Raw genomic sequence first — 25,875 nt, 5'->3', positions numbered from 1 at the left:
GGTGGTTGGGGGTTGTGGTGGGGGGTTGGTGGGGGGGGGGGGGGGGTGGGGGGGGGGGGGGGGGGGGGGGGGGGGGGGGGGGGGGGGCGGGGCGGGCCCCCGCCGCGCCGGGTCAGGAGGCGTACACCTCGAACTCGGACAGCTGGCCGGCCGGCCAGCCGGTGTTGCCGGTGAAGGTCAGCCGCACGAAGCGGCGGTCACCGGCGGGCAGCGCGATCGACACGCTGTTGCCGCCCGCCGGGTCGAACGTGTAGCCGGCCGCCGCCTTGAGCGTCGAGAACGACGAGCCGTCGGTGGAGCCGAGCACGGAGACGGTCTGGGTACGGGTCTGCCAGGCGGCCGACGGGGGCAGCTTCAGCACCACCCGGGCGACCGGCCGGGCGCTGCCCAGGTCGACTGTCACCGACTGAGGGAAGGCGTTGCCGGCGCTCTCCCAGTAGGTGTTCGCGTTGCCGTCGACGATGTTGGCGGCGCCGTACACGTCGGCGTGGCTGGTCTCCGCCACCGGCCGGCCCGCCGCCAGGTTCCCGGCCGGCGGCGCGGTGGTGGGCGGCGGCGTCGTGGCAGGCGGCGGTGTGGTGGTGCCGCCGCCGTACACCTCCAGTTCGGCGAGCTGACCCGCCGGCCAGCCGGTGTTGCCGGTGACTGTGACCCGGACGAACCGGCGGTCGCCGGACGGCAGCGCGATCGGCACGCTGTTGGCGGCGGCCGGGTCGAACACGCGGCCCGCCGACGCGGCGAGCGTGGTGTACGAGGAGCCGTCGGTGGAGCCCAGCACCGACAGCGTCTGGGTACGCCGTTCCCAGCCGGGCGGGAGCTTCAGCACCACCCGGTCGACGGTGCGGGACGCGCCGAGGTCGACGGTGAGCGACTGCGGGAACGCGTTGTTGGCGCTCTCCCAGTAGCTGGCCGGGTTGCCGTCGACGGCGTTGCCGGCGGCGTACGTCTGGGTGGTGCTGGTGGCGGTCGTCGGCCGGCCCAGCGCCAGGTTCCCGCCGGCCGGCGGCGGCGTGGTCGGCGGCGCGGTGGTCGGCGCTGCTGTCGTCGGCGCTGCCGTGGTCGGCGCCGGGCTGGTGGGCGGCGGGCTGGACGGGCCGTTGCCCCACTGCGGCTGCGGCCACGGCCCGCAGTACGGGGTGGGCGTGTACCAGCCGGAGTTGCCGGTGCCCTGGGTGATCTGGAAGCCGCTGCCGACGCAGTTGTGGATCGGGTTGGACTGGGCGATGCCGGTGGCCCGCACGTTGGTGAACCGGACCTGGCTGGGCGCCTGCACCTGGAGCGCGTACGTGCCCGCGCCGTCGATGCGGACGTTGTCGAACGAGATGCCGCTGGTCTGGCCCTCGATCCAGTGCAGTGCCGCGTACGAGCTGTCCAGGATGTCGGTGTCGGTGACGTTGATCGCGGCGCCCTGGATCGGCTCGTTGAGCGCGGAGAACCAGATCGCGCCCACACCGAACTGCCAGTTGTAGTCGGAGTTGCCGTTGCGGATCAGCGTGTTGCGGGCCACCGTGATGGTGCCGGACACGGCGGTCGGCCCGGTGACGCCCGGATAGCGGTTCGCCACGTGGATGCCGCCGCCGTTGGTGACCGAGTCGGCTGTGACGTTGTCGGCGATGGTGATGTCCCGCCCGCCGTACGTGACCAGGTGGTTGGCCAGGATCGTCACGCCGATGGTGTTGCGGGTGAAGGAGTTGCCGACGTTCGGCACGCTCTGCGCCCACATGGCCAGCGCGTCGTCACCGGTGTTGCGGACGAACGTGTTGGTGACTGTGGAGTTGGTGACGCCCCAGTGGAAGTTCACCCCGTCGGCGGTCTGGTCGAGGATCCGGCTGTTGCGGATGGTGAAGTTGTCCATCGGCCCGTCCATCCAGGCGCCGACCTTGGTGTGCTGCAACCACAGGTTGTCCACCACGGAGTTCGTCATCGCGCCGCCGATGGCGTTGACCTGGTCCTCGTCGACCCGTTCCCGGATGTCGCCGATGATGGCGAAGTCCCGCAGCGTGACGTTGCGGCTGGGCCCGCCGGCCTCGTGCGGGCGGATCTCGCCGGAGTAGCCGCCGCCCGGCACGTACTTGCCGTAGATGCCGGCGGCGCGTTTGCGGTCGGTGGGGTGCCGGCCGCCGAGCACCGAGTACCAGGGGCCGGCACCACGCAGCGTCACGCCGTCGACCACCACGTGGTCCCAGAGCGTGAACGTGCCGGCCGGGATCCACACCGCCCGGCCCTGCGCCTTGCCGGCGTCCACGGCGGCCTGGAACTTCGCCGTCGAGTCGGTGGCGCCGGTCGGGTCGGCGCCGAAGTCGGTCACCACGTCCAGTACGCCGGACGGCTTGGTGATCTGTGCGCCGACCAGCTCGAAGTCGGCCAGGTCGATGGTGAACGTGGGTGACTGGGCGGTCGAGGAGACCTGGAGGCGGATCTTCGTGCCGGCCGGGTACGTGGTGCCGAACATGGTCCGGGTCTCGTCGTAGAAGTGGTGCGGGTTGGTGTCGCCCGGGTTGTTGTTGAACGGGTAGCCGCCGTAGTACCAGCCGTACCGGGAGGTGACCGGCACCGCCTTGACCAGCGCGCCGTTGGCGCGCAGGTCGATGGTGGCGTCGCGGCCGGTGCCGGCGGCGTTGTCCGGCAGGCTGTACCGGAACGTGACCGCGTTGGCCGGGGCGGTGAGCGTGAACTCGACGTACTCGCCGACGGCGTCGAGCGTGACCGCCTCCCGGCCGGACGCCTCGGACGGCAGCGTGCCGTAGCGCCGGTCGGGGCCGATCTTCGTGCCGGTGTGGGCGGCCTGCTCGGCCTCCTGCTCCCGGAACGGCACCGTGGCGCCGCGTCCGGTGATGTCGAACGGGGACAGTCCGGCGGCACGCGCCGGGGTGGCGGTCGTGGTGAGCGCCACGACGACGAGTGTCGAGGCGGCGAGCGCGGCGGCGGCGAGGGCGGCCACGCCGGTGCTGCGGTGGCGGTGCGCGGTGCGGTGCGCGGTGCGGTGCTCGGCCATGCGGGGTGTGCTCCCTTTCGTCGGTGGCCAGATCCCCCCGTTCGGCGTTGCCTCTCCTTCCTCCTCCCCAGGTGTCGCGTGGTGGCGGCCGGGACGGGCCGCCGGTGTCGCGGCGCCGGCGGCGGGACGGGACCGCCGGCGCCGCGGTCAGGCCGATCGGGTACGCAGCCAGACCGCGGTGTCCGGTGGCAGCCGGTCGTCGTCGAGTGGGCCGCTGGCCAGCAGCAGCCGGTCGTGCGCGGGCAGCGGCACCGCTGCGTCGCCGAGGTTGACCAGGCAGGTGAAGCCGGGTTCGCGGGCGAACGCGAGCACGCCGTCCGGTGCGGGCAGCCAGGTGAGCGTGCCGTCGCCGAGCGCGGGTTCGGCGCGGCGCAGCGTCAGCGCGGCCCGGTACAGCTCCAGCATCGAGTGCGGATCGCCGGTCTGGGCGCGGACCGTGCGGTCCTTCCAGTCGGCCGGTTGCGGCAGCCACGGCGCGGCAGTCGCGCCGTCGGGGCTGAACCCGAACGGCGGGGTGTCGCCCTGCCAGGGCAGCGGCACCCGGCAGCCGTCGCGGCCGGGATCGACCCGCCCGGACCGCTCCCACATCGGGTCCTGCCGCAACTCGTACGGGATGTCCTCGACCTCCCAGAGCCCCAGCTCCTCGCCCTGGTAGACGTAGGCGGCGCCAGGTAGTGCGAGGGACAGCAGCGCGGCGGCGCGGGCGCGGCGGGTGCCCAGTTCCAGGTCGGTGGGGATGCCCTCGCGCTTGGCGGCGAAGCTGAACCGGGTGTCGGCGCGGCCGTACCGGGTGACGTGACGGGTGACGTCGTGGTTGGACAGCACCCAGGTGGCCGGCGCGCCGACCGGGGCGTGCGCGGCGAGCGTGCCGTCGATGCTCTCCCGCAGTGACGTGGCGTCCCAGGCGCAGCCGAGGAAGTCGAAGTTGAACGCGGTGTGCAGCTCGTCCGGGCGCAGGTAGTTCGCGAACCGCTGCCGGTCGGGCAGCCACACCTCGCCGACCAGGGCCCGCCCGCCCGGGTACGAGTCGGCGATGCGCCGCCAGGCGCGGTACACGTCGTGCACGCCGTCCTGGTCGCGGAACGGGTGCGGCCGGTCCGGGTGCACCTCGGGCAGCGTGCCGTCCTTGACGAGCAGCCCGGCCGAGTCGATGCGGATGCCGTCCACGCCTCTGTCGAACCAGAAGCGCAGGATGTCCTCGAACTCGGCGCGGACCCGGGGGTGGTCCCAGTTGAGGTCGGGTTGCTGCGGGGCGAACAGGTGCAGGTACCAGTCGCCGGGGGTGCCGTCCGGGTCGGTGGTGCGGGTCCAGGTGGGGCCGCCGAACTCGCCGGTCCAGTCGGTGGGCGGCAGGTCGCCACCCGGTCCCCGGCCGGCGCGGAACCAGAACAGGTCCCGCTCGGGCGCGCCCGGCCCGCCGGCGAGCGCGGCCCGGAACCAGGGGTGCGCGTCGGAGCAGTGGTTGGGCACCACGTCGACGATGCTGCGGATGCCGAGCGCGTGCGCCTCCGCGATCAGTGCCTCCACCTCGGCGAGGGTGCCGAAGACCGGGTCGATGTCGCGGTAGTCGGACACGTCGTAGCCGGCGTCGGCCATCGGCGACGGGTACCAGGGGCTGAACCAGATGGCGTCGACGCCGAGCGCGGCGAGGTGATCCAGGCGGGACCGGATGCCGGCGACGTCGCCGATCCCGTCGCCGTCGCCGTCGGCGAAGCTGCGCGGATAGACCTGGTAGATCACCGCGGAGCGCCACCACGGGCTGTTGTCGGCCATGGACACGGGCACCTGCTTTCTGCGGGTCGGTTCTGCTGCGGCGGGCTCGCGGCCCGGGTGCGGGCGGTGGCGCGGGGTCAGCCCTTGAGGCCGCCTGTGGTCAGGCCGGACATGATGTTGCGCTGGAAGATCAGGAACAGCACGACTGTGGGGATCGCGGCGATCACCGACGCGGCGATGACCACGTTCATCGGGGTGCCGCCGGCGAAGGCGTAGATGCCGACGCTGACGGTCCGCGTCTCCGGCGACGGCATGACCAGCTTCGGCCAGAGGAAGTCCTTCCAGACCGCCGTCACCGCGAAGATCGCCACGACGCCGAGGATCGGGCGGGACATCGGCAGGACGATCGACCAGAGCGTGCGCAGCGGGGTGGCGCCGTCCATCACGGCGGCTGCCATCAGGTCCTCCGGGATCGAGTCGAAGAACCGTTTCAGCAGGAAGATGTTGAACGCGTTCGCCACCAGCGGCAGCCAGATCGCGAACGGCGAGTCGAGCAGGTTGACGTGCACGATCGGCAGGTCGATCACCGTGACGTACTGCGGGACGATCAGCACCATCGCCGGGATCATCAGCGTCACCAGCATCATGCCGAGGATCAGCTTGCCCAGCACCGGGCGCAGCTTCGACAACGCGTACGCCGCCGCGGTGTCGAAGACGAGCTGGAACACCACCGCGCCGGTGGCGTAGTAGAACGTGTTGAACAGCAGCTTCGCGAGATCCAGGTTGTTCCAGGCGTCGACGTAGTTGCCCGGCTGCGGGTCGCGCGGGAACAGCGACGGCGGCGTCTGGGCGATCTCCTGGCCGGACTTCAGCGCGCCGGTGACCATCCAGTACAGCGGGCCGAGGAACACCAGCGTGAACCCGGCCACGACCACGGAGAGCACGAGCCAGTAGAGGACGCGGCTGCGACCGCGCCGCAGCTGGGCGTGGGAGACGAGGGTACGGGTGGTGAGGTCGGCGGCCATGTCCTAGTCCTGTCTCGCGGTCAGTCGCAGGTAGACGGCGGAGAACCCGGCCAGCACCACCAGCATGATCACGCCGAGCGCGGCGGCGCCGTTGAGGTCGTTCTGGAAGAACCCGTGCTGGTAGATCAGGTACGCCACGGAGGTCGCCGAGTCCTGCGTACCGGCGCCGTTGGCGAGGATCAGCGGCTCGATGAACAGCTGCATGGTGGCGACGATCTGGAGCATCGCCAGCAGCGCGAGGATCAGCCGGGTCTGCGGGACCGTCACGTGCAGGATTCGCCGCCACACCCCGGCACCGTCGATCTCGGCGGCCTCGTACAGCTCGCCGGGGATGTTCTGCAGCGCGGCCAGGTAGATCAGCACGGCGCCGCCCATGTTCATCCAGGTCGACGCGATCACCATGGCCGGCATCGTCATCGTGGGCGACTGCATCCACTCCGACGTGGGCAGTCCCAGCGCGGTGAGGATCGCGTTGAACAGCCCCGCCTCGCTCGGGTCGTACGCGTAGAACTTGAACAGGAACAGCGCGGACGCCGGCGGCAGCATCACCGGCAGGTAGACGAGCACCCGCAGGTAGCCCTTCGCGTGGCGCAGCTCGTTGAGCAGGATCGCCACGAAGAACGGCACCAGGTAGCCGAGGACGAGCGCCAGGCCGGTGAAGACGAACGTGTTCTTCCAGGCGGTCCAGAAGCTCGGATCGGCGATGATCCGGCTGTAGTTGTCCCAGCCCACCCAGGTGGTCTCACCGCGGCGGGTGCGCTGGAAGCTCATCACGACGCCGCGGACCATCGGGTACCAGGAGAAGACGGCGAAGCAGACGACAGCGCCGATGAGGAACGCGTGCCCGGTGAGGTTGTCCCGGACCTTGCGGCCGAGTCCGGCGCGGCGTCCGGCGGTACGCGACGGCTTCGGCGCGGCGGGGCCGGGACGGCGGGTGGCACCGGGGGCGGTGGTGAGCGCCAAGGCGACTCCTGCGGTGCTCGGGGAGGTGGGGCCGGTGCGCCGGCCCCACCTCCGGTCGGGTCAGCTCTGCGCGGCCAGAAGCTGGTTGACCTTGTCCTCGGCGGTCTTGAGCAGCGCGTCGATGTTCGCGTTCGGGTTGGTCAGCACCCCGGACATCGCGGCGTCGAGCACCGCGTAGACGGCCTGGGCGTTGCGCGGCTCCCCCTTGATCGGCACCGGGTTGGCCTCGAAGACCGCGAAGTTGGTGGTGTCCACGTTCGCGTTGGCCTTGCGCAGCTCCAGTTCCTGCTTCTGCGCGTCGCTGCCGTTCGTGAACAGCAGCGGCTGGGGCAGGCCGACCGGGTAGTTCTGCGGCTTGGCGCGCACGTAGTCGAACTGGCCCTTGCCAGGGGTCAGCTTCTGGTAGGCGAGCCACTTCAGACCGGCCTTGACCTGCTCCGGGCTCAGGCCCTTCTTGAAGAAGTAACCCTCGCCGCCGCCGAGCGTGGCCTTGGCCGGCCCGTCCTGGCCGGGCAGCGGACCCATCGCCCAGTCCTGGTACTTGCCCTGGAACTGGCTCACGATCGCCTGGGTCGCGTCCGGCGCGCCGATGAACATGCCGACCTTGCCGGCGCCGGCGTTGGTGAGCAGGTCACCCCACTGGAGCAGCTGCCGGCTGCCCATGCTGTTGTCGCCGTACCGCATGTCCTTGAGGTTCTGCAGGACCTGCCTGCCCATCGCGTTGTTGAAGTCGGCCTTCTTGCCGTCGGCGCTGAGCACCTGGCCGCCCTGGGAGTAGAGCAGCGAGGTGAAGTGCCAGCCGCCGGTGTTGCCGGCGCTGTACTCGGCGTACCCGGCGATGCCGTCGCCGAGCGCGGAGATCTTCTTGGCCGCGGCCCGCACCTCGGGCCAGGTCTTCGGCGGGTTGTTCACGTCGAGCCCGGCCCGCTGGAACAGCGCCTTGTTGTAGATCAGGCCCATCGAGTAGTTCTTCACCGGTACGGCGTAGAGCTTGCCGCCGTCGGTGAAGACCTCCTTCAGCGCCGGGTCGACGCTGTCCCAGGTGGGGATGGTGTCCTTGGTGGCGTACTGGCCGATGTCCATCGCCTGACCGGAGTCCAGCACCTGCTGGAGGTCGGTCATGTAGCCGTAGAACACGTCGGTGACGGTGCCGCCGGCGAGGCGGGCGGTGAAGTCCGGCGGGTTGTTGCACTGCTCGCCGACGCTGACGCTCTTGACGACGATGTCCGGGTTCTGCCGCTGGAACTCGGCGACGTCGTCGTTCCAGTTCTTCAGCAGTTCCTTCTGCGCGCCGACCGGCTGGCAGTCGACGGTGATGGTGACCTTGCCGCCGGCGTCGCTGCTGTCGTCGCTCTTGGTGGAGCACGCCGCAAGGCTGAGCCCGAGGCCGGCCGCGAGCGCCACGGCCGCGACCTTCCGATACTGCGGTACGGACATCTGTCCATCCCTTCGGGAACGGGTGTATCCATGGCCTTCACTGATGTGCGGTGACCGCGCGGCTGCCCTCAGGTGGTGGAACGGCAACCGCGCGCGCCCTGCCTCCGGAAACCGCGCCCCGGGTCAGGTGTGAGTGGAGTCACTGTAGCGACGCGAACCGAACCCAGCAAGATGCGAACGCAAGAATGCAAGAACTCGACTGCGGCGTCAGTCGCCCGTCGATCTTGGAGTTGTGGCACCTCAGATAACGGAAGTAGGCCGCATTCCGGGCGCCATTACTCCAAGATCGACGGACGCGGCGCGGCGCGGCGCGGCAGGGCGAGGCGGCGGAAGCCGCCGGGGGTCAGCGGCGAGGGGCGGGGGCGGTGGAGCCGCGTACCACCAGCTCGGGCTCGAACAGCAGCTCGTCGTGCAGCACGCCGGCGCCCTCGATCTGGGTCACCAACAGGTCCACGGCGGCCTGGCCCATCGTCTCGATCGGCTGCCGCACAGTGGTCAGCGGCGGATCGGTGCAGGTCATGAACGCCGAGTCGTCGAAGCCGACCACCGAGACGTCGGCCGGCACCGCGCAGCCCAGGCGGCGGGCGGCCCGGATGGTGCCCAGCGCCAGCACGTCGCTGGCGCAGACGATCCCTGTCGCGCCGCGCTCGATCAGCTTCGTGGCCGCGACCCGCGCCCCCTCCATGGAGAAGCTGGACCGCTCCACCAGGGACCGGTCCTCGCCCCAGCCGGCGGCCCGGACCATGGCGTCGAGCTTGCGGCGCGAGGGCACGTGGTCGGCCGGGCCGAGCACCATGCCGATCCGCTCGTGGCCGAGGGAGCGCAGGTGCCCGTACGCCTGCTCGACGGCGACCGCGTCGTCCGTGGACACCCGCGGGAAGCCCAGCTCCTCGACGCCGGCGTTGACGAGCACCACGGGCAGGCCGCGGTCGGTCAGGCGCCGGTAGTGCTCGTGCGAGGCGTCGGCGAGGGCGTACGAGCCACCGGCGAAGATGACGCCGCTGACCTGGTGGTCCAGCAGCATCTCCACGTATCCGGACTCCGGCACGCCGCCGATGGTGCGGGCGCACAGCGCCGGGGTGAAGCCGCGCTGCGCGAGGGAGCCGGTGACCACCTCGGCCAGGGCCGGGAAGATCGGGTTCTGCAACTCCGGCAGGACCAGGCCGACCAGGCGGGCGCGCTCGCCGCGCAGTTTCGTCGGGCGCTCGTATCCGAGCACGTCGAGGGCGGTCAGCACGGCGGTCCGGGTCGCCTCGGACACGCCGCCGCGGCCGTTGAGCACCCGGCTCACGGTCGCCTCGCTGACGCCCGCCTTGCGGGCCACCTCGGTCAGGCGCTTCGTCACGGCGGCAATCGTACGTCGGATTCTTGCAAGAAATGAACAGCCGAAGTGGTCGGTTCTTGCCGTGTGCGGAGGCAAGCGGTCCGAAAGATGCGAGCAGATTGATGCTTGAAAGGCAACAGAGCACCGGAATAACATGAGGAACCTTGTCGATGGCCTGCGCCGCCGAGGCCACCCGTCCCCCCGAGAAAGTGGGTGCTCCGATGTCGCGGAGCGTGCCGAGGATCCTCGCGGCGGCGCTCGTCGCCGCCGCCCTGCTCGTACCGCCCGGTGCCGCCACTGCGGGCCCGCCGCGCGGACCGGCTCCCGTGGTGACCCGCGCCGGGCTGGACCCCGCGCTCGTCGCCGGTCGCGGTGCGACTGTGGACTACGTCGAACAGGAGGCGGAACACGGCCGGACCACCGGCGCCGTGATCGGGCCGGACCGGTCGGCGTACACACTCGCCGGTGAGGCGTCCGGCCGCCGGGCCGTACGCCTGCTGCCCGGCCAGTACGTCGAACTCGCACTCCCCCGGGCCACGAACGCGCTGACCGTGCGCTACAGCATCCCGGACGCGCCCGGTGGCGGCGGGATCACCGCGCCGCTGCGGGTGGCGGTCGGGCACGCGCCCGCCCGCACCATGACGCTGACCTCGCAGTACGCCTGGCTCTACAACCAGTACCCGTTCACAAACGATCCCGGCGCCGACCTGCTGCACCCGGACTGGTGGATCACCGAGTGCTCCTGCGTCCCGGCGGCCACCACGCCCGCGCCGGTGATCAGCAAGCCGTTCCGGCCGCACCACTTCTACGACGAGCAGCGCCTGCTGCTCGGCCGTACCCATCGGGCCGGCGAGGTGGTCCGGCTGACCGCGCCGCGCGGCACGGCCGCCGCGTGGACGGTGATCGACCTGGTGGACGCGCACCTGGTCGCGCCGCCCCGCGTGGTCCCCCGCGCGGTGAACGCGCTGTCCTTCGGCGCCGACCCGACCGGCCGCCGGGAGTCAGCCGACGCGTTCGACCGCGCGATCGCGTACGCCCGCCGGGTGGACCGCCCGCTCTACCTGCCGCCGGGCACCTACCAGGTCAACCGGCACATAATCGTCGACGACGTGACGATCGCCGGGGCCGGGAGCTGGTACACGATCGTGCGTGGGCGCGAGGTCGCCCTGGACACCCCGGCGCCCGACGGCTCCCGCCACACGGGCGTCGGCTTCTACGGCCGCGACGCCGCCGACGGCGGCAGCAGCGACGTGCACCTGTCCGGTTTCGCGATCGAGGGCGACGTGCGGGAGCGGATCGACACCGACCAGGTGAACGCCGTCGGCGGGGCGCTGAACCACAGCACCATCGACGGCCTCTACCTGCACCACACGAAGGTCGGCATGTGGTTCGACGGGCCGATGACCGGCCTGCGGGTCACGAACACGGTGATCGCCGACCAGATCGCCGACGGGCTGAACTTCCACACCGGCGTCACGCACTCGTCGGTGACGAACTCGGTGGTCCGCAACAGTGGCGACGACGCGCTGGCGATGTGGTCGGAGGGTACGGCGAACGCGTCGAACACGTTCGCCTACAACACGGTGCAGTCGCCGGTGCTCGCCAACGGCATCGCGCTGTACGGCGGCACCGACCTGACCGTCGCGCACAACCTGATCGCCGACCCGGTACGCGAGGGCAGCGCGATCCAGGTCGGCTCCCGGTTCGGGGCCGAGCCGTTCACCGGCCGGCTGCGGATCACCGGCAACACCACTGTGCGGGCCGGCACGTACGACCTGAACTGGAACATCGGCCTCGGCGCGATCTGGTTCTACGCGCTGGACCGCAGCATCGACGCCGCGGACATCCAGGTGAGCGGCGACGCGTACCTGGACAGCACCTACAACGCGATCATGCTGGTCAGCGACTGGCCGGTGAAGGACAGCGTGCGCATCGACAACGTGCGCTTCCGCGACATCCGGGTCGACGGCACCGGCACGTCGGTGGTCAGCGCGCGTACGGCGGGCGGGGCGAGCTTCGCGAACGTCGACGCCCGCAACGTGGGCGCGGTCGGCGTGAACAACTGCGGGTCGTTCCACTTCACACCCGCCGGGTCGGAGTTCGCCCTGACCGATCTGGGTGGCAACGACGGCGGGTGGCTGGCCCCGTGGCTGCTGCCGAACACCATCACCTGCGACGACCGGCCGCCGGTGGTGCCGCCGCCCCCGCCCTCGCGCTGGTGACACGACGCGACCCCCGCCGGGCGGGCCGGCGGGGGTCGCGTCAAGGGTCGATCAGGCCTCGGTGAGCTGGCCGCGCAGCTTGGTCAGGGCGCGGGCGAGCAGCCGGGACACGTGCATCTGGGAGACGCCGACCCGAGCGGCGATCTCGCTCTGGGTCAGGTTGCCGTAGAAGCGCAGCGTGAGGATCTTCTGCTCCCGCTCGTCGAGCGTGGCGAGCGCCGGGCCGAGCGAGGCGCGCAGGTCGGCCAGCTCGTACTCGTTGTCCTCGGTGCCGAGCGTGTCGCCCAGCTCGGTGGCGCTGTCGCCGTCGCCGATCGGGGTGGACAGCGAGACCGCGTTGTACGCGCGGGCGCCCTCCAGTCCCTCCAGCACCTCTTCCTCGGTGACGTCGAGGTGGGCGGCGATGTCGGCGACGGTCGGGGCCCGGTTGAGCGTCTGGGTCAGCGTGCTGTTGGCCTCGGAGATGCGCAGCCGCAGCTCCTGGAGGCGCCGGGGAACCCGGATGTTCCAGGTGCGGTCGCGGAAGTGCCGCTTGATCTCGCCGAGGATGGTCGGGATGGCGAAGCCGGCGAAGTCGACACCGCGCGAGGCGTCGAACCGGTCGACTGCCTTGATCAGGCCGAGCGCCGCGGTCTGGGCCAGGTCACCGGCCGGCTCGCCGCGACCGCTGTAGCGGGCGGCCAGGTGGTTCGCCAGCGGCAGCCACGCCTCGATGACCTGGTTGCGCAGGGCGGCCCGCTGCGGGTGGTCGGCCGGCAGTGCGGCGAGCGCCGCGATCAGCTCGCTGGCGCGGGTCTCCTCGCCCGTCTGCGGCGCGCGGTGCACCTCGGTGGCGGTCGATCCCATGGTCATCGTGGTCATGCTGCCCTTCCTGTCCTCGGAGAACGGGTGGCCTCCCACACCGGTCGTGCCAGCCACACTAGACCAAAGGCCACCATCAAATCAACCGAACGGACGATGGAGATTTCGGTTCATATACGGACACAGCGGCGAGGAAGGGTGTCAGCGAGGTAGCAACGGCCGGTAGTCGGCGGCGGTGAGCGGCAGCGCGGAGAGGCTCCCGTCCGCGCGTGGCACCTCCAGCGGCTGACCGTCCCGGCGGAAGGCCACGCTGAACACGTCGGGCCGCTGAGTGAGGCTGCACACGATCTGCCCGAAGGCCAGCACCTCGTCGTTGCGGCCGGTCTCCTCCCCGGCCTGGCGTACGTCGACCGTGGCGAGCGTGCCGGCCAGCGTCGCCCCGGCCACCGCGACCGTGCCGGGCAGCGCCGTGGCCAGTCCCTGACGGCGCTCGCCGCCGTCCGGACCGGCCAGCAGGTGCTGGAGGTGCGCATCCACCTCCGGCAGCCCGTCCACCCGGCGCTTGACCACGACCAGCCCGTCGTCCCGGACGAAGCAGAACGGCTCGTCCACCCGCCCGTCGCCGTCGGCGGTCGAGGACACCGTGGGGGTGGGGAACGCGCCCGGTGGCGTCTGCACCAGGCGGGGCTCGTCGTCCACCGGCACCCCGCAGCCGGCCAGCAGCACGGCCGCGAGCAGGGCGGGCAGGAGCCGCCGGCGGCTCATCGCAGCGCTCCGGGCAGCTCGACCCGGAACCGGGCGCCGGGCTCGCGGTCCAGCACCGCGGCCGTACCGCCGTGCGCGGCGGCGTGCTGCGCCACCAGCGCGAGCCCGAGACCGGTGCCGTCGGTGCCGGCCCGGTCGTGCGCCGCCCGCCCCCGCACGAACCGGTCGAAGATGATCTCGCGGTCACCGGGCGGTACACCCGGACCGTCGTCGTCGACCTCCAGCACGCCCACGCCGTCGCTCCCGCCGAGGCGTACGGCGACCGGCCCGCCGCCGTACCGCTCGGCGTTCTCCACCAGGTTCAGCAGCGTCTGGGCGAACCGGCGCCGGTCGACCCACCACAGGCGCGGGGCGTCACCCTCGACCGTCACCAGGCTCTCCGGCAGCGACCGCTCCCGGCAGACGGTCCGGGCCAGCTCCAGCACGTCGACCGTCTCGCGGTGCGCCGGCTGCTCGGTGCGGGCAAGCTGGATGAGATCGTCGACCAGGCGCTGGAACCGGGTCACCTCGTCGGCGACCAGGCCCGCCGCGGTCGCGGTGCGTTCGTCCTGGTGCTCCCGGCGGCGGTGGAGCACGCTCGCGGCGGCGGCCAGGGTCTGCAACGGCGAGCGCAGCTCGTGGCTCACGTCGGCGGCGAAGCGCCGGTCCCGCTCGATGCGGTGCACCAGCTTGTCGACCATCTCGTTGAACGAGCTGGACAGGCGGGTGAGGTCGGGATCGGTGGTCGGGTCGAGCCGGGTGGCGAAGTCGCCGGCCGCGATCCGTTCCGCCGCGTCGGCGACCGCGGTGAGCGGCCGCAGGCTGTGCCGGGTGGCGTACCAGCCGAGCGCCGCGCCCGCCCCGGCGACCATGATCGCCACGGCGATCAGTGCCAGGCCCACCACCTGGAACGTCTCCTCGACCTCCCGCAGCGAGGTCAGCTCGTAGTAGCCGAGCGCGCCGGGCAGCGGCACGCCGACAAGCAGCACGGGCTGCCCGTCGAGCCGGATCCGCTGCACCGCGGGCTTGCCGTCGGCCACCACGCGCTGCAACTCCACCGGCACCGAGCTGGCGCCCACGTCCGCGGTACGGGCGTACCAGCCGTCGGGCAGGTGCAGCAGCGGGCGGCGCGCGCTGCCGGTGTCGAGCGAGCGCAGCACGGCCACCACGTCCGGGGTGCCGGTGTCCAGGCCGGAGCGGACCACGGCGGCGTCGTAGTAGGCGGCCCGTACCGCGGTGCGCTCCCGCTCGTCGAGCAGCGAGCGCCGGGTCAGGTCGTACGAGAAGAGGGCCATCAGCGCGGACAGCAGCAACGCCCCGACGGCGAACGCCGCGGTGACCCGGGCGCGCAGGCCGGGCCGGGTCATCGCTGGAGCTTGTAGCCGAGGCCGCGCAGCGTGACCAGGTGGCGCGGGTTGGCCGGGTCGGATTCGATCTTCTGCCGCAGCCGGCCCACGTGCACGTCGACGAGCCGCTCGTCGCCGGTCTCGTAGCCCCAGACCCGGCTGAGCAGCTGCTGGCGCGACAGCACCCGCCCGGCGTGCTCGGCCAGCTCGCAGAGCAGCCGGAACTCGGTGCGGGTGACAGGCACCGGCTGTCCCGAGCGCCGCACCTCGCCGGCCTCCGCGCTGATCTCCAGGTCGCCGAAGAACTGGGCGGGCACCGGCCCGGCCACCGTGCGTACGCGCCGGCGCAGCGCCCGCAGCCGGGCGGACAGCTCCTTGATCGCGACCGGCTTCACCACGTAGTCGTCGGCGCCGGCCTCCAGCGCGGCGACGATGTCGTGGGTGTCGTCGCGGGCGCTGATCACCACGACCGGCACGTCGTCGTCGCGGCGCAGCTGACGGATGCAGTCGAATCCGTTCATGCCGGGCAGCATCAGGTCGACGAGCACGTAGTCCGCCGGCTTCTCCCGCTGCCGGCGCAGGCCGTCCTCGGCGGTCGGCGCGCCGTACGCCTCGTAGCCCTCCTCCTCCAGGGCGAGCTGCAGCGCGAGCCGGATGCGGTCGTCGTCCTCGATCACCAGTACGGCCGTCATATGGGCATCATGACCGGCCCGGCACGGGTCGCCCAATCGCGTGGGCCGTTCGTGGTTTTTGTCATCGAACCGTCATACAACCGTCCGGTGACCTCCAAGATCCCTGCGCAGAGTGGGGTCTGACCCGATCCCACCACGGAAGCGACCAGATGCCTGCCAGCCTGCCGTCCCCGCCGGAGTCCGCCGTGCCGCACGTGCGCGTGGACATCACCGACGAGCTGGACCTCGCCGGGCTGCCCGAGGTCGCCCACGTGCTGGACCGCATCCTCGCGCTACGGCCCCGCGAGCTGACGATCGACCTCGCCGGGTGCCGGCATGTGGACGCCGCCGCCGTCGCGCTGCTGCTGGACGTGCACCGCCGGCTGGCGCGGCAGGGCGGCCTGCTCACGCTGAGCAATCCACATCCGCGGATCCGGCGCATCCTGGAGAACTCCGGGCTCGGCGCCGTACCCGTCGTCGACACGCCCCGTCCGGCCGCGCGCGGCCGGGCCCGGGTCGCGTCCGCATCACGCTGAGGAGGAGTGGTGACCGGCAGCACGCTCGTCGGAGCGCTCGTGGTGGGTCTGGCCGTCGGCGGGCTGGGACGCCTCGTCCTGCCGGGGCGCAAGGCCGTCCCGGTGTGGCTGACACTCGCGCTCGGCGTGGCGTCCGCGCTGCTCGGCGCGATCGTGGTCGGGCTGGTGGACCACCGCACCGACGGATCGCCCGTGCTGCCGCTGATGGTGCAGACCGGCTTCGCCGCCGTGGCGGTCGTGCTGGCGGTGGTCGCCGCGGGCCGGCCGGAGGCGGAGGGGCAGACGCCGCCCGGTACGGGCGGCCGGCGGAAGGAGGAGGTGTGACCGTCGTTCCCGCGGACCACCTCATGATGCTCATCTGCGACGCCTGCGGCGACAGCGTCACCGGCACCGGAGCCACGCTGCCCGACGCCGAGGTGGTGTGGACGCTCGTGTTCGAGCACGACTGGGTCGGCTCGCCGTTCGCGTCCGGACCGCATCACTGCCCCCGGTGCAGCGCCCGGGCGGCCATCGCCGACGACGGTCTGGGCCTGGACGAGCTGGAACAGGTCGCCGGCACCCCGGCCGCCCACGAACTCGACCCGGCCACGGCGGTCCGCCGCGCTCTCGACGAGCGTTCCCTCCGCGACGACATGGAGCTGGTCGACCTGTCCGGCCTGGAGGTGATCGACTCCGCCGGGCTCAGCCTGCTGGTGCGCGCGCACCAGGACGCCCGGCGCGACGGCCGCCGGCTGTGCCTGCTGTCCCCGTCGCGGTTCGTGCTCACCGTGCTGCACACCATGCGGCTCGACGGCGTCTTCACAGTCGTCGACGGCCGCGTCCCGGCGCCGGGCCCCGCAACCCGGCAACCGGTCCTGACCGAACAGAAGGAGCCCTCCCCGTGGTGATGCCCTGGCCGTACCCCGAGTTCCCGTACACCGGCGGCGGACCGGAGCCCGACGACGCGGACACCCGGCTCGCGTCGCTCGTCGCGCAGCGGCTCAGCGCCGACTGGACCACCCGCCGGCAGCAGATCACAGTGACCGTGCAGAACCGCGTGGTCATCCTCGCCGGCCTGGTGGCCGACCCGGAGACGCGCCTGGTCGCCGCCGAGCTGGCCTGGGACGTGCCGGGTGTGTTCGACGTCTGCAACGCGCTGCGGCTCTACGGCGGGCGGCGCGGCGGCCGCTGAGCGGCGACTGTTGCACGCATCGGCATCCACCTCTACGCTCGGCCGTGGGAGCGCTCCCCCAGGCCGCCGCGTCGGGCTTTCCGGGCAGGTTCACGACGGGCACCGTCCGTTCACCATCCAGACGATGGGACCTTCCCGCATGTTCTCGATTCCCCGCCCGTCCCGGCGGCACCTGCTCGTCGGCGGCGCGGTCGGCGCGCTCGCCCTGGCGACGACGGCCGTCCTGCCCTCGCCGGACGCGATGGCGGCGACCGGCTGCGCCGTCACCTACACCACCAACTCCTGGCAAGGCGGCTTCACCGCGACAGTGGCGGTACGCAACCTCGGCGACCCGGTGAGCAACTGGACGCTGGGCTTCACCTTCCCCGACGGCGGCCAGCGCGTGGTCCAGGGCTGGTCGGCCACCTGGCAGCAGAGCGGCTCGGCGGTCACCGCGCGCAGCCTGGACTACAACGGCGCGCTCGGCACCGGCGCGAGCACCACGATCGGCTTCAACGGCTCGTGGACCGGGTCGAACCCGAGCCCCACGTCGTTCACGCTCAACGGCACGGTCTGCACCGGCGGCACGAGCACCCCGCCGCCCAGCACGCCCCCGCCGAGCACCCCGCCGCCGCCGACCACTCCCCCGCCCACCACCCCGCCACCCACCACCCCGCCGCCGACCGGCACCACGCCGGTGGCGATCAACGGCCAGCTCCAGGTGTGCGGCGTCAACCTCTGCAACCAGTACGGGCGGCCGATCCAGCTGCGCGGCATGAGCACGCACGGGTTGCAGTGGTTCGCCAACTGCTACACCGACGCCTCGCTCGACGTGCTCGCGAACGAGTGGCGGTCCGACCTGCTGCGCATCTCCATGTACGTGCAGGAGCAGGGCTACGAGACCAACCCGGCCGGCTTCACCAACCAGGTGAACACGCTCGTGGACAAGGCCGAGGCCCGGGGCATGTACGCGCTCATCGACTTCCACACGCTGACGCCCGGTGACCCGATGTACAACCTGGACCGGGCCAAGACGTTCTTCGCCAACGTGTCCGCGCGCAACGCCGCGAAGAAGAACGTGATCTACGAGATCACCAACGAGCCCAACGGGGTGAGCTGGTCGACCATCCGCAACTACGCCGAGCAGGTCATCCCGGTGATCCGGGCCAACGACCCGGACGCGGTGGTCATCGTCGGCACCCGGGGCTGGTCCTCGCTGGGTGTCTCCGAGGGCGGCAACTCCGACGAGATCGTGAACAACCCGGTGCGGGCGCAGAACATCATGTACACGTTCCACTTCTACGCCGCGTCGCACAAGGACAACTACCGCAACGAGGTGCAGCGGGCGGCGAGCCGGCTCCCGCTGTTCGTCACCGAGTTCGGCACTGTCACCTACACCGGTGACGGCGCTGTCGACACCGCCAGCAGCAACGCCTGGCTCGACCTGCTCGACCGGTTGAAGATCAGCTACGCGAACTGGACGCTCTCCGACGCGCCCGAGGGCTCGGCGGCGCTCCGGCCGGGCACCTGCGCGTCCGGCTCGTTCGGCGGGACGTCGGTGCTCACCGAGTCCGGCGCGTTCATGCGCGAGCGCATCCGTACCGCCGACAACTTCCCCACCTTGTGACCGGGCGGCCGGCGGCGATCCTTTCCCCTTCGGGTCGCCGCCGGTCAGCCCTCCACCAGCCCGGCCCGGCGCCACAGCACCAGGCCCGGCCCGGCGACCAGGCCCAGTTCGGTCAGGTGGTCGGCGATCCGCTGCGCGGACCAGCGCAGCGTGGCCCGCCAGTGCGGGTTGGCCCGCGCCGCGGCCCGGCCGGCCGCCGGGTCGATCCCGACCGCCGCGTACGCCCGCGGGTGCACCAGGCGCCGCGTGATCGAGTACGCGGCCCGGCCGATCACCAGCCGCGCGTACGCGAGCGCGACCGGCCCGGCGGCCTCGACCTGCCGGGTCAGCTCGTCGCGGGCGAAGCGCACGTGCCGGGCCTCCTCCACCACGTGGATGCGCGACACCATCCGGATCAGCGGCTGCAACGACTCGTCGGCCATGATCTCGCGCTGGAACGAGTCGAGGATCTCCTCGGCGATCAGGATGGCCGCGTACATCTGCGGGCCGGTCGCCGTGGACTTGAGCCAGCGCCCGAGCAGGTGGTCGAACGGCTCGGCCCGGTAGACCGGCGCGCCGGCGGCCTCGATGAGCCGGCCGAACATGATGGAGTGCCGGCACTCGTCGGCGACCTCGGTGAGCGCGTACTGGGCGTGCCGGCTGGTCGGGTCGGCGTCGTAGTAGTGCCGGATCAGCATCTGCATGAGGATCGTCTCGAACCAGATCCCGGCGCTGGCCGCGCTGGCGACCTCGTGCTTGGTCAGCTCGACCCGCTGGTCCTCGGTCATGGCGTCCCACAGTGGAGTGCCGTAGAGGCTGCTGCGCGTGGGCGGCAGCCAGTACGCGCCGGGCACCGGTGGCGCCGACCAGTCGATGTCGACCACCGGGTCGTAGCTGGTGCGTACCGAGGCGGAGAGCAGGCGGTCGGCGACCGCCTCGCGCGGGAACCCGGCCATGACCCCTCCATATTGACGTAACTTCGAGTAACTGTTACGAGTGGTAGCATGCGACGGACCACCACCGATGTCAATGGCCCCGACGCTCCTCCGGAGCCGGCCGCACCCCGTTCCGGCGGGCGGCGCGACCGCTGGGCCGACCACCGCGAACAGCGGCGGCAGGAACTGATCGCCGCCGCCGTGCAGGCACTGCTGCAGCACGGCCCGAGCGTCGACATGGACCAGGTCGCCGCCACCGCCGGGGTCAGCAAGCCGGTGCTCTACCGCTACTTCGCCGACAAGGCGCAACTCTGGCTGGCGGTCAGCGAGGTGGTCGCGGAGCGCGTGGTCGCCGCGATCGCCCCAGCCGTGGAGCAGGTACGCGAGGAACGCGCGCTGGTCGAGGCGACCATCGACGCGTACCTGAGCGTGGTGGAGTACGAGCCGTCGCTGTACCGGTTCCTCGTGCACGAGTCCGGGCATCCCGGCATCCAGCAGGTGGTGACAGGCACCAGCCGCCAGGTCGCGACCGGGCTGGCCCGGGTCATCGGCGACCGGCTGCGCGCGCTCGGCCTCGACGCCGGCCCGGCCGAGCCGTGGGCGTACGGGCTGGTCGGGTTCGTGCAGGCGGTCGGCGACTGGTGGACCACGCACGGGCAGCCGATCCACCGGGCCGCGCTCACCGAATACCTGACCACGCTGCTGTGGAGCGGCATCGAGGGGGTCCGCCGGGGCGCGGACCTGCCACCGGAGCTGACCCGCGCGCACGAACGGATCGACAGGTGACCTGGGAGGGCACGGCCCAGATCGCCGGCACCACGGTCCGGTTGCACGGCGGCGGGCGGTTCGAGCCGGTCGACGGCCGCTACCACTGGGCCGGACGGGTCGAGCCGGAACCGCGCCTGGTCCGGCTGCTGCGCTCCGGCCGCCGCGACGTGGAGGTCCGGATCGGCGAACGGGTCGCCCGGGCCCGGCTGGCCGAGGTGGACCCGTGGGGCGGCGTCCGCATCACCGGTGTCGGCACGCCACCCTGGCCGCCGGACGACGAGTGATCCGCGCCGTACCGTGAAGGGATGACGTCTCCCGCCACCGTGCTGCTGGTCTTCGGCCGTGGGGTGGTGGCCGGGGACGACGGCTACCGGCTCACCGCGGAGAGCGTGGCGCGCACCGAGGCTGCGGTGGCCTACGTCCGCGCGCACGCCGAGGCGTTCCGCCGCGCGCCGGACGCCCGGGTGGTGTTCACCGGCGGCTGGCCGCACGGCCCGGCCGGCGCGCCCGGCCCGCCCGCCGGATACCGGGAGGCGGAGCTGATGCGGGCGCTGGCGCGCGAGGCGGGGCTCGACGCGTACGCCTCGTCGGCGGCCGAGACCCGCTCCCGCACCACTGTGCAGAACCTGGCGCACACCGTCCAGGACGGGCTGCTCGACGCGGCGGAGTTCACCGCGCAGCGCCCGCTCGGGCTGGTCTCCCACCCGTGGCACCTGCCCCGCGTCCGGCTGCTCGCCGCGCGCGTGCTCGGCCTGTCCGGCCCGGCGCTGGCCGACGTGCCGGTGACCGCGCCCGACCCGGTGCCCGTCCGGCGGGAGCGGGCCGCCCGGGCGTTCAGCCGGATCGGCTTCCTCGGTGTGCGTACCCCGGAGGCGTCGCTGCGCCGCGAGCGCGCGCTGGCCCGCGCCGCCGACCGGATCGGACGCCTCACGCCCCGGCGGTGATTCACCGGGGCGGGCCCGGGGTACGAGCGTCCTCGATCGACCCGGCGGGCCGTGCCGGCGGGCGAGTCCACCCGGGAGGTTCCGTGATCGTGCTCGTGCCGGTGTACCGACCGGGTGACCGTCTGCCGCCGCTGGTCGGCGACCTGCGGGACGCACTGCCCGGGGCGGACGTGCTCGTCGTCGACGACGGCAGCGGCCCGGCCGCCGCCGGGGTGCTGGACGCGGCCCGCGCCCGGGGCGCGACCGTGCTGCGCCGCCGGGTCAACCGGGGCAAGGGCGTGGTGCTGCGCACCGGCTTCCGGTACGCCTCGACGCACCACCCGGGACGCGACGTGATCTGTGTGGACGCCGACGGCCAGCACTGTGTGCCCGACGTGTGCGCCGTGACGGACCGGATGCGCGCCACCGGAGCGCCGACGCTCGGCGTACGCGGGTTCGACGGCGAGGTCCCGGCGCGCAGCCGGTTCGGCAACGCGGCGACCCGGGTGGCGTTCCGCCTGGCGACCGGCCGGGACGTGCGCGACACCCAGACCGGGCTGCGCGCCTACCCGTCCGCGCTGCTCGGCTGGCTCACCACGATCCCCGGTGACCGCTTCGAGTACGAGATGACGGTGCTGCTGCGGCTGGTCCGCGCCGGGCTGCCGGTCGAGCAGGTGGAGATCGCCACCCGCTACCACGGCGACAACTCGGGCTCGCACTTCTCCGCGCTCGCCGACTCGGTACGGATCTACCGGCCGCTGGCCGCCTCCGCGCTCGCCCGCCTGACCGGGCGCGCCGAGGTGGGCGACGTGCCGGCCGCCGCCGTCACGACGTCGCGTCCCACACCTGCGTCTCGAACTCCCTGAGCGGGTCGCGCGGCGACGACGGGCTCAGCCCTGCCGGGCCTTCTGCCGCCGGTCGGCCTTGTTGAGGACGAACAGCCTGCCCCGGCGCCGGACCACTATCGAGTCGGCCTTGCGCTTGAGCCCGCGCAGGGAGCTTCGGACCTTCATATCCGCTCCTTCGGTTCCCGCCGGTGTCCGTCCGGCACGGGTACCCGCCGGGGCGGCGCCCATGCCCGGCGGGGTGGCGGCGTCACCGTGTCCGGGACGCCGCCACCCGCCGTGCGAGCGGGGACGGATCAGGCGGTCGTGCAGGTGCTCCCGTTGAGCGCGAACGAGGCGGGCCTACCGGTGTTGCCGGTGTGGGTCGCCTGGAAGCCGATGTCCACCGAACCGCCCGGTGGGATCGACGCGTTGTAGGACACGTTGCGGGCCGTCACCGCTCCGCTGGACGGGCTGTACGTGGCGTTCCAGCCTCCGGTGATCGTCTGACCGCCCGGCAGCGTGAACGCGAGGTTCCAGCCGTTGATCGCCGTGGTGGACGTGTTGGTGATGGTCACCGCGGCGGTCAGGCCGTTGTTCCAGGCGTTCACCACGTACCCGACCCGGCAGGCCCCCGACGGCGGCGGCGTGGTCGGCGGCGCCGTGGTGGGCGGAGGCGTGGTGGGCGGGGGCGTGGTCGGCGGCGCGGTGGTCGGCGGCGGCGTGGTGGAGTCCAGGCCGAAGAAACGGATCGCCTGCGCCGCGTCCACCGGCAGGTTGTGCGAGACGCCCTGCATGCTGATCGCCTCGACGGTCGCGGTGCCGCCGGTGCCGCCGTAGCGGGTACGCGTGTAGCCGGCCTGCGGACTGTCCGTGTACGCGGGCGTCTGGCCCAGCCCGTTCACGTTCGTCCACTGGTCGATCTGCTCGCCGAAGTTCGGGTAGCGCAGCGTCTCGTCGTTGGTGCCGTGCCAGATCTGCATCCGCGGACGCGGGCCGGTGTAACCCGGGTACGCGTTGCGCACCAGGTCACCCCACTGCTGCGGGGTCTTCAGCACCTGGCCGTTGGCGCACTCGCTGTTCCACTCCGAGCCGTTGGTGGTGGCGAAGCAGCCGAACGGCACACCGGCGAACGCGGCGCCGGCCCGGAACACGTCCGGGTAGTCGCCGAGCAGCACGTTCGTCATCATCGCGCCGGACGAGGTGCCGGTGGTGAAGATCCGCTGCGAGTCGACCGGGTAGCGCTGCCGCACGTGGTCCACCATCGACTTGATGCCCACCGGGTCGCTGCCGCCGTCGCGGCGCAGCGCCTGCGGCGAGGACACGTCGAAGCACTTGCTGCTACGGGTCACCGACGGGTAGACCACGATGTAGCCGTACCGGTCGGCGAGCGACGCGAACTGGGTGCCGGAGTACATGGCCGGGCCGCTGCCGGTGCAGTAGTGGTTCACTACGAGCAGCCCGGGACGGGCCGCGACGGTGTCCGGGACGTACAGGTACATGCGCAGGTTGCTCGGGTTGGCGCCGAAGTTCGTCACCTCGGTCAGCGCGGCGGCCGAGGCCGGCCCCGGGACGGCGAGCGCCGCCCCGACGGCGAGCCCGGCGGCGGCCAGCGCCGCGCCGAGCAGCCGGAGTCCGCTCCTTTTGGACAGCATGCTGTTCTCCTCGGTGGTGGGAACGCCGCGTGTCGCGGCGTTCTCGCCGGCGAGGCGCCTGCGACGGGCGGCCCGGACCCTCGGAGACGAGATAGACAGTCGCGGATCGATGCGACTCGAATCGGAGTCTAGGCGCCCACCGGCGGGCCGACAACCGCGGCGGCCAGCCGGCGGGCGCGGTCGGCGTGGGTGAGCACGTCCACGCTGTCCACGTACTGGTCCACAGCGCCCACCGGCGGGCGGTCGCGCAGCTCCGGGTCGGTGATGGCGGCACGCAGCGTCTCGACGAACCGGCAGGCGTGCAGCACCAGGAACGGCCGATCGTGGAACGGCCGGGCGGCCGGGTCCACCGGCGGCGCCGGCGCGGCGTCGTTGGTCCAGCCGGCCACCGTCTCCAGCGCCCGGACCAGGCCGGGCTCGCGGGCCGCCCAGTCACCCGGGCCAAGCGCGGCGGCGAGCCCGTCCACCACCGGCGCCGCGTCCGGCAGCGTCGCGAAGACCGTGCCGAGCCATTTCGCGTACGGGGGCCAGCGGCGGTGCAGCAGCAGGCCGAGGCGCATCAGATCCCGGGCCAGACCGGCGACCACGACCCGGCTGCCCAGGTCGTCGCCGACCTCGGCGCACCGGCCGGCCAGGTGCTCGGCCTGCGCGACCCGCTGCCACCCGGAGGCGAGCACGTACCGCCACACGTCGTCCGGATACCAGGCGAGCCGGGCCCGGACGCCGGTGAGCGCGCCGTCGAGCCCGTCGTGGAACACCGCTCCCCCGGTCAGCTCGGCCAGCCGCTGCGTCGGCGTCGCCAGCCAGTCCGCCGCCGTCAGTCCGGTGCGCGGGTCGGCGCCGAGCCGCTCCCGCAGCCATCCCCCGAGTTCGTCCACCGTCACCCCGTGCCGGTCGCCGTCGGCGCGGACCGTGCCGAGGCGCGCCTCCGGCCCGCCCGCGTACCGGGTCGGCCAGCCGAGGAACCGCGCCGGCAACTCCGCGTCCAGCACCGCCCGTACCGGCGCGACGTCGTGCGCGTTCCCCACGAAGACCTGGGTACGCGGACCCCAGTCGTGGTCGGTGGAACGGGGCGTGTCGAGGCCGAGCAGCTCGGAGCCGCCGTCGAGCAGCCCGGCGGAGTACGGCAGGCCGGGCAGCCGCCGCGCCAGCAGCGGACCCACCACCTCGTCGTGGAACCGGCGGGCCAGGATCAGGCCGGGTACGAAGCTCACCCCGCCAGTCTGCGCATCGGACGCCCGTCGCGCGGCCCGGTTTCCGGTCCGGCGGTCGCCTCCCCCATCCCGTCACAGGGCTGTGGAAGGCTTGTCCGCGTGGCACACCGACAGCCGATCCTCCTGATCGACTCCCCCAGCCTCTACTTCCGCGCCTACTTCGGCATCCCCGAGTCCGCCGCGAAGACCGGCGACGGCCAGCCGGTGAACGCCGTGCGCGGCTTCCTCGACATGCTCGCCCAGCTCGTGCGCACCCGCCGGCCCGACCGCATGATCTGCGCGTTCGACCACGACTGGCGGCCGGCGTGGCGGGTGGAGCTGCTGCCGTCGTACAAGGCGCACCGGGTCGCGCCCGAGGGCGGCGAGGTCGTGCCGGACACGCTGTCCCCGCAGGTGCCGATGATCCTGGAGGTGCTGGACGCGCTCGGCATCCCGGCCGTGGGGGCCACCGGCTACGAGGCCGACGACGTGCTCGGCACGCTCGCGGTGACCCAGCCGGGCCCGGTCGAGGTGGTCTCCGGCGACCGCGATCTGTTCCAGCTCGTCGACGACGCGCACCCGGTGCGCCTGCTCTACGTCGGCCGGGGCGTGGCCAAGCTGGACGACTGCGACGACGCGGCGGTCCGCACCCGCTACGGCGTGCCGGCCGACCGGTACGCCGACTTCGCGGCGCTGCGCGGCGACCCCAGCGACGGGCTTCCCGGCGTCGCCGGCGTCGGCGAGAAGACCGCCGCCCGGCTGATCGACCGCTACGGCGGGCTGGACGGCATCCTGGCCGCGCTGGACGACCCCCGTTCCGGTTTCGCGCCGGGGCTGCGGGCCAAGCTCGACGCCGCCCGCGACTACCTGGCCGTGGCGCCGAAGGTGGTCCGGGTCGCCACCGACGTGCCGCTGCCCGAGCTGGACCCGGCACTGCCGACGTCTCCCGCCGACCCGGACCGGCTGCTGGAGCTCGCGCAGCGCTGGAACCTGGCCGGCTCGTGCCGCCGCCTGGTCGACGCGCTGGCGGGCGACCGATCGTGA

General features: G+C 72.7%; 25 protein-coding genes. 11 read left to right on the top strand and 14 right to left on the bottom strand.

All coding sequences use genetic code 11. The annotated features are described in order from the left end of the window. Positions 1–112: 112 nt before the first annotated feature. The 6 genes from FB454_RS21330 to FB454_RS21305 all read right to left on the bottom strand — a co-directional run bounded on the left by FB454_RS21330 (position 113) and on the right by FB454_RS21305 (position 9,478). Positions 113–2,995, bottom strand: coding sequence for a discoidin domain-containing protein (locus tag FB454_RS21330; protein WP_145823333.1), 2,883 nt, complete (start codon positions 2,993–2,995; stop codon positions 113–115). Between the two features lie 147 nt (positions 2,996–3,142). Further along, the gene (locus FB454_RS21325) at positions 3,143–4,768 is read right to left on the bottom strand and encodes a glycoside hydrolase family 13 protein (protein ID WP_145823332.1); all 1,626 of its coding nucleotides are present in this window, start codon (positions 4,766–4,768) and stop codon (positions 3,143–3,145) included. Between the two features lie 77 nt (positions 4,769–4,845). Continuing rightward, entirely contained in the window at positions 4,846–5,733 is an 888-nt protein-coding gene (locus tag FB454_RS21320; protein ID WP_145823331.1) for a carbohydrate ABC transporter permease, read from the bottom strand. A gap of 3 nt (positions 5,734–5,736) precedes the next feature. Then, positions 5,737–6,696 (bottom strand): carbohydrate ABC transporter permease, encoded by a 960-nt coding sequence (locus tag FB454_RS21315; protein ID WP_047894053.1) that lies wholly within the window; start codon positions 6,694–6,696, stop codon positions 5,737–5,739. 60 nt (positions 6,697–6,756) lie between these two features. Next, entirely contained in the window at positions 6,757–8,133 is a 1,377-nt protein-coding gene (locus FB454_RS21310; protein WP_145823330.1) for an extracellular solute-binding protein, read from the bottom strand. Between the two features lie 343 nt (positions 8,134–8,476). Continuing rightward, positions 8,477–9,478 (bottom strand): LacI family DNA-binding transcriptional regulator, encoded by a 1,002-nt coding sequence (locus tag FB454_RS21305; RefSeq protein ID WP_013286147.1) that lies wholly within the window; start codon positions 9,476–9,478, stop codon positions 8,477–8,479. Positions 9,479–9,678: 200 nt separating this feature from the next. On the opposite strand from FB454_RS21305, the gene FB454_RS21300 reads away from it, so the two are divergent. After that, entirely contained in the window at positions 9,679–11,679 is a 2,001-nt protein-coding gene (locus FB454_RS21300) for a glycosyl hydrolase family 28-related protein (RefSeq protein WP_143025313.1), read from the top strand. Positions 11,680–11,730: 51 nt separating this feature from the next. Here the strand turns inward: FB454_RS21300 and FB454_RS21295 are convergent, their stop codons facing one another. The 4 genes from FB454_RS21295 to FB454_RS21280 all read right to left on the bottom strand — a co-directional run bounded on the left by FB454_RS21295 (position 11,731) and on the right by FB454_RS21280 (position 15,262). Then, positions 11,731–12,540, bottom strand: a complete 810-nt coding sequence (locus tag FB454_RS21295; RefSeq protein ID WP_013286145.1) for a SigB/SigF/SigG family RNA polymerase sigma factor — start codon at positions 12,538–12,540, stop codon at positions 11,731–11,733. 141 nt (positions 12,541–12,681) lie between these two features. Next, positions 12,682–13,245 carry a GerMN domain-containing protein gene (locus FB454_RS21290; RefSeq protein ID WP_013286144.1) on the bottom strand — a complete coding sequence of 188 codons (564 nt, stop codon included), beginning with the start codon at positions 13,243–13,245 and terminating at the stop codon, positions 12,682–12,684. Continuing rightward, positions 13,242–14,591, bottom strand: a complete 1,350-nt coding sequence (locus FB454_RS21285) for a sensor histidine kinase (protein WP_030273968.1) — start codon at positions 14,589–14,591, stop codon at positions 13,242–13,244. Before FB454_RS21285 ends, FB454_RS21290 begins: the two co-directional genes overlap by 4 nt. Beyond that, entirely contained in the window at positions 14,588–15,262 is a 675-nt protein-coding gene (locus FB454_RS21280) for a response regulator transcription factor (protein ID WP_013286142.1), read from the bottom strand. The genes FB454_RS21285 and FB454_RS21280 overlap by 4 nt, the downstream gene beginning before the upstream one ends. A gap of 149 nt (positions 15,263–15,411) precedes the next feature. Here FB454_RS21280 and FB454_RS21275 point away from each other — a divergent pair, with 149 nt between their 5' ends. From FB454_RS21275 to FB454_RS21255, 5 genes are all read left to right on the top strand, one after another. Then, positions 15,412–15,777: an STAS domain-containing protein gene (locus FB454_RS21275; protein ID WP_013476930.1), complete on the top strand. Its 366-nt coding sequence runs from the start codon at positions 15,412–15,414 to the stop codon at positions 15,775–15,777. 9 nt (positions 15,778–15,786) lie between these two features. After that, complete coding sequence (locus tag FB454_RS21270; RefSeq protein WP_013286140.1) at positions 15,787–16,101, top strand: GlsB/YeaQ/YmgE family stress response membrane protein; 315 nt, start codon at positions 15,787–15,789, stop codon at positions 16,099–16,101. Further along, on the top strand, positions 16,098–16,664 hold the full coding sequence (locus tag FB454_RS21265) for an STAS domain-containing protein (protein ID WP_071095191.1): 567 nt from the start codon (positions 16,098–16,100) through the stop codon (positions 16,662–16,664). The genes FB454_RS21270 and FB454_RS21265 overlap by 4 nt, the downstream gene beginning before the upstream one ends. Continuing rightward, positions 16,658–16,948, top strand: a complete 291-nt coding sequence (locus FB454_RS21260) for a BON domain-containing protein (RefSeq protein WP_013476931.1) — start codon at positions 16,658–16,660, stop codon at positions 16,946–16,948. Before FB454_RS21265 ends, FB454_RS21260 begins: the two co-directional genes overlap by 7 nt. A 139-nt stretch (positions 16,949–17,087) precedes the next feature. Further along, a complete protein-coding gene (locus tag FB454_RS21255; protein ID WP_143025387.1) occupies positions 17,088–18,554 on the top strand; it encodes a cellulase family glycosylhydrolase in 1,467 nt (488 codons plus the stop codon). A 44-nt stretch (positions 18,555–18,598) separates the two neighbouring features. Here the strand turns inward: FB454_RS21255 and FB454_RS21250 are convergent, their stop codons facing one another. Further along, positions 18,599–19,489 (bottom strand): AurF N-oxygenase family protein, encoded by an 891-nt coding sequence (locus tag FB454_RS21250; protein WP_013286136.1) that lies wholly within the window; start codon positions 19,487–19,489, stop codon positions 18,599–18,601. A 48-nt stretch (positions 19,490–19,537) separates the two neighbouring features. On the opposite strand from FB454_RS21250, the gene FB454_RS21245 reads away from it, so the two are divergent. From FB454_RS21245 to FB454_RS21230, 4 genes are all read left to right on the top strand, one after another. Further along, entirely contained in the window at positions 19,538–20,254 is a 717-nt protein-coding gene (locus FB454_RS21245; protein ID WP_013286135.1) for a TetR family transcriptional regulator, read from the top strand. Further along, complete coding sequence (locus tag FB454_RS21240; RefSeq protein WP_013286134.1) at positions 20,251–20,520, top strand: DUF4873 domain-containing protein; 270 nt, start codon at positions 20,251–20,253, stop codon at positions 20,518–20,520. Before FB454_RS21245 ends, FB454_RS21240 begins: the two co-directional genes overlap by 4 nt. A 21-nt stretch (positions 20,521–20,541) precedes the next feature. After that, the gene (locus FB454_RS21235) at positions 20,542–21,180 is read left to right on the top strand and encodes a YdcF family protein (RefSeq protein ID WP_013286133.1); all 639 of its coding nucleotides are present in this window, start codon (positions 20,542–20,544) and stop codon (positions 21,178–21,180) included. 83 nt (positions 21,181–21,263) lie between these two features. After that, positions 21,264–22,025: a glycosyltransferase family 2 protein gene (locus FB454_RS21230; protein ID WP_071095194.1), complete on the top strand. Its 762-nt coding sequence runs from the start codon at positions 21,264–21,266 to the stop codon at positions 22,023–22,025. 24 nt (positions 22,026–22,049) lie between these two features. Here FB454_RS21230 and FB454_RS21225 read toward each other — a convergent pair whose 3' ends face one another. The 3 genes from FB454_RS21225 to FB454_RS21215 form a co-directional block, all read right to left on the bottom strand. Beyond that, positions 22,050–22,172, bottom strand: coding sequence for a 50S ribosomal protein L36 (locus FB454_RS21225; RefSeq protein WP_013286131.1), 123 nt, complete (start codon positions 22,170–22,172; stop codon positions 22,050–22,052). Positions 22,173–22,300: 128 nt separating this feature from the next. Continuing rightward, a complete protein-coding gene (locus FB454_RS21220; protein WP_145823329.1) occupies positions 22,301–23,638 on the bottom strand; it encodes an extracellular catalytic domain type 1 short-chain-length polyhydroxyalkanoate depolymerase in 1,338 nt (445 codons plus the stop codon). 128 nt (positions 23,639–23,766) lie between these two features. Continuing rightward, complete coding sequence (locus FB454_RS21215) at positions 23,767–24,852, bottom strand: DUF4037 domain-containing protein (RefSeq protein WP_145823328.1); 1,086 nt, start codon at positions 24,850–24,852, stop codon at positions 23,767–23,769. Positions 24,853–24,951: 99 nt separating this feature from the next. Between FB454_RS21215 and FB454_RS21210 the strand changes: the two genes are divergently transcribed. Further along, positions 24,952–25,875 carry a 5'-3' exonuclease gene (locus FB454_RS21210; protein ID WP_013286128.1) on the top strand — a complete coding sequence of 308 codons (924 nt, stop codon included), beginning with the start codon at positions 24,952–24,954 and terminating at the stop codon, positions 25,873–25,875.

The sequence above is a fragment of the Micromonospora sp. CNZ297 genome, from assembly GCF_007827625.1.
This window is presented reverse-complemented; position numbering and strand designations above follow the sequence as displayed.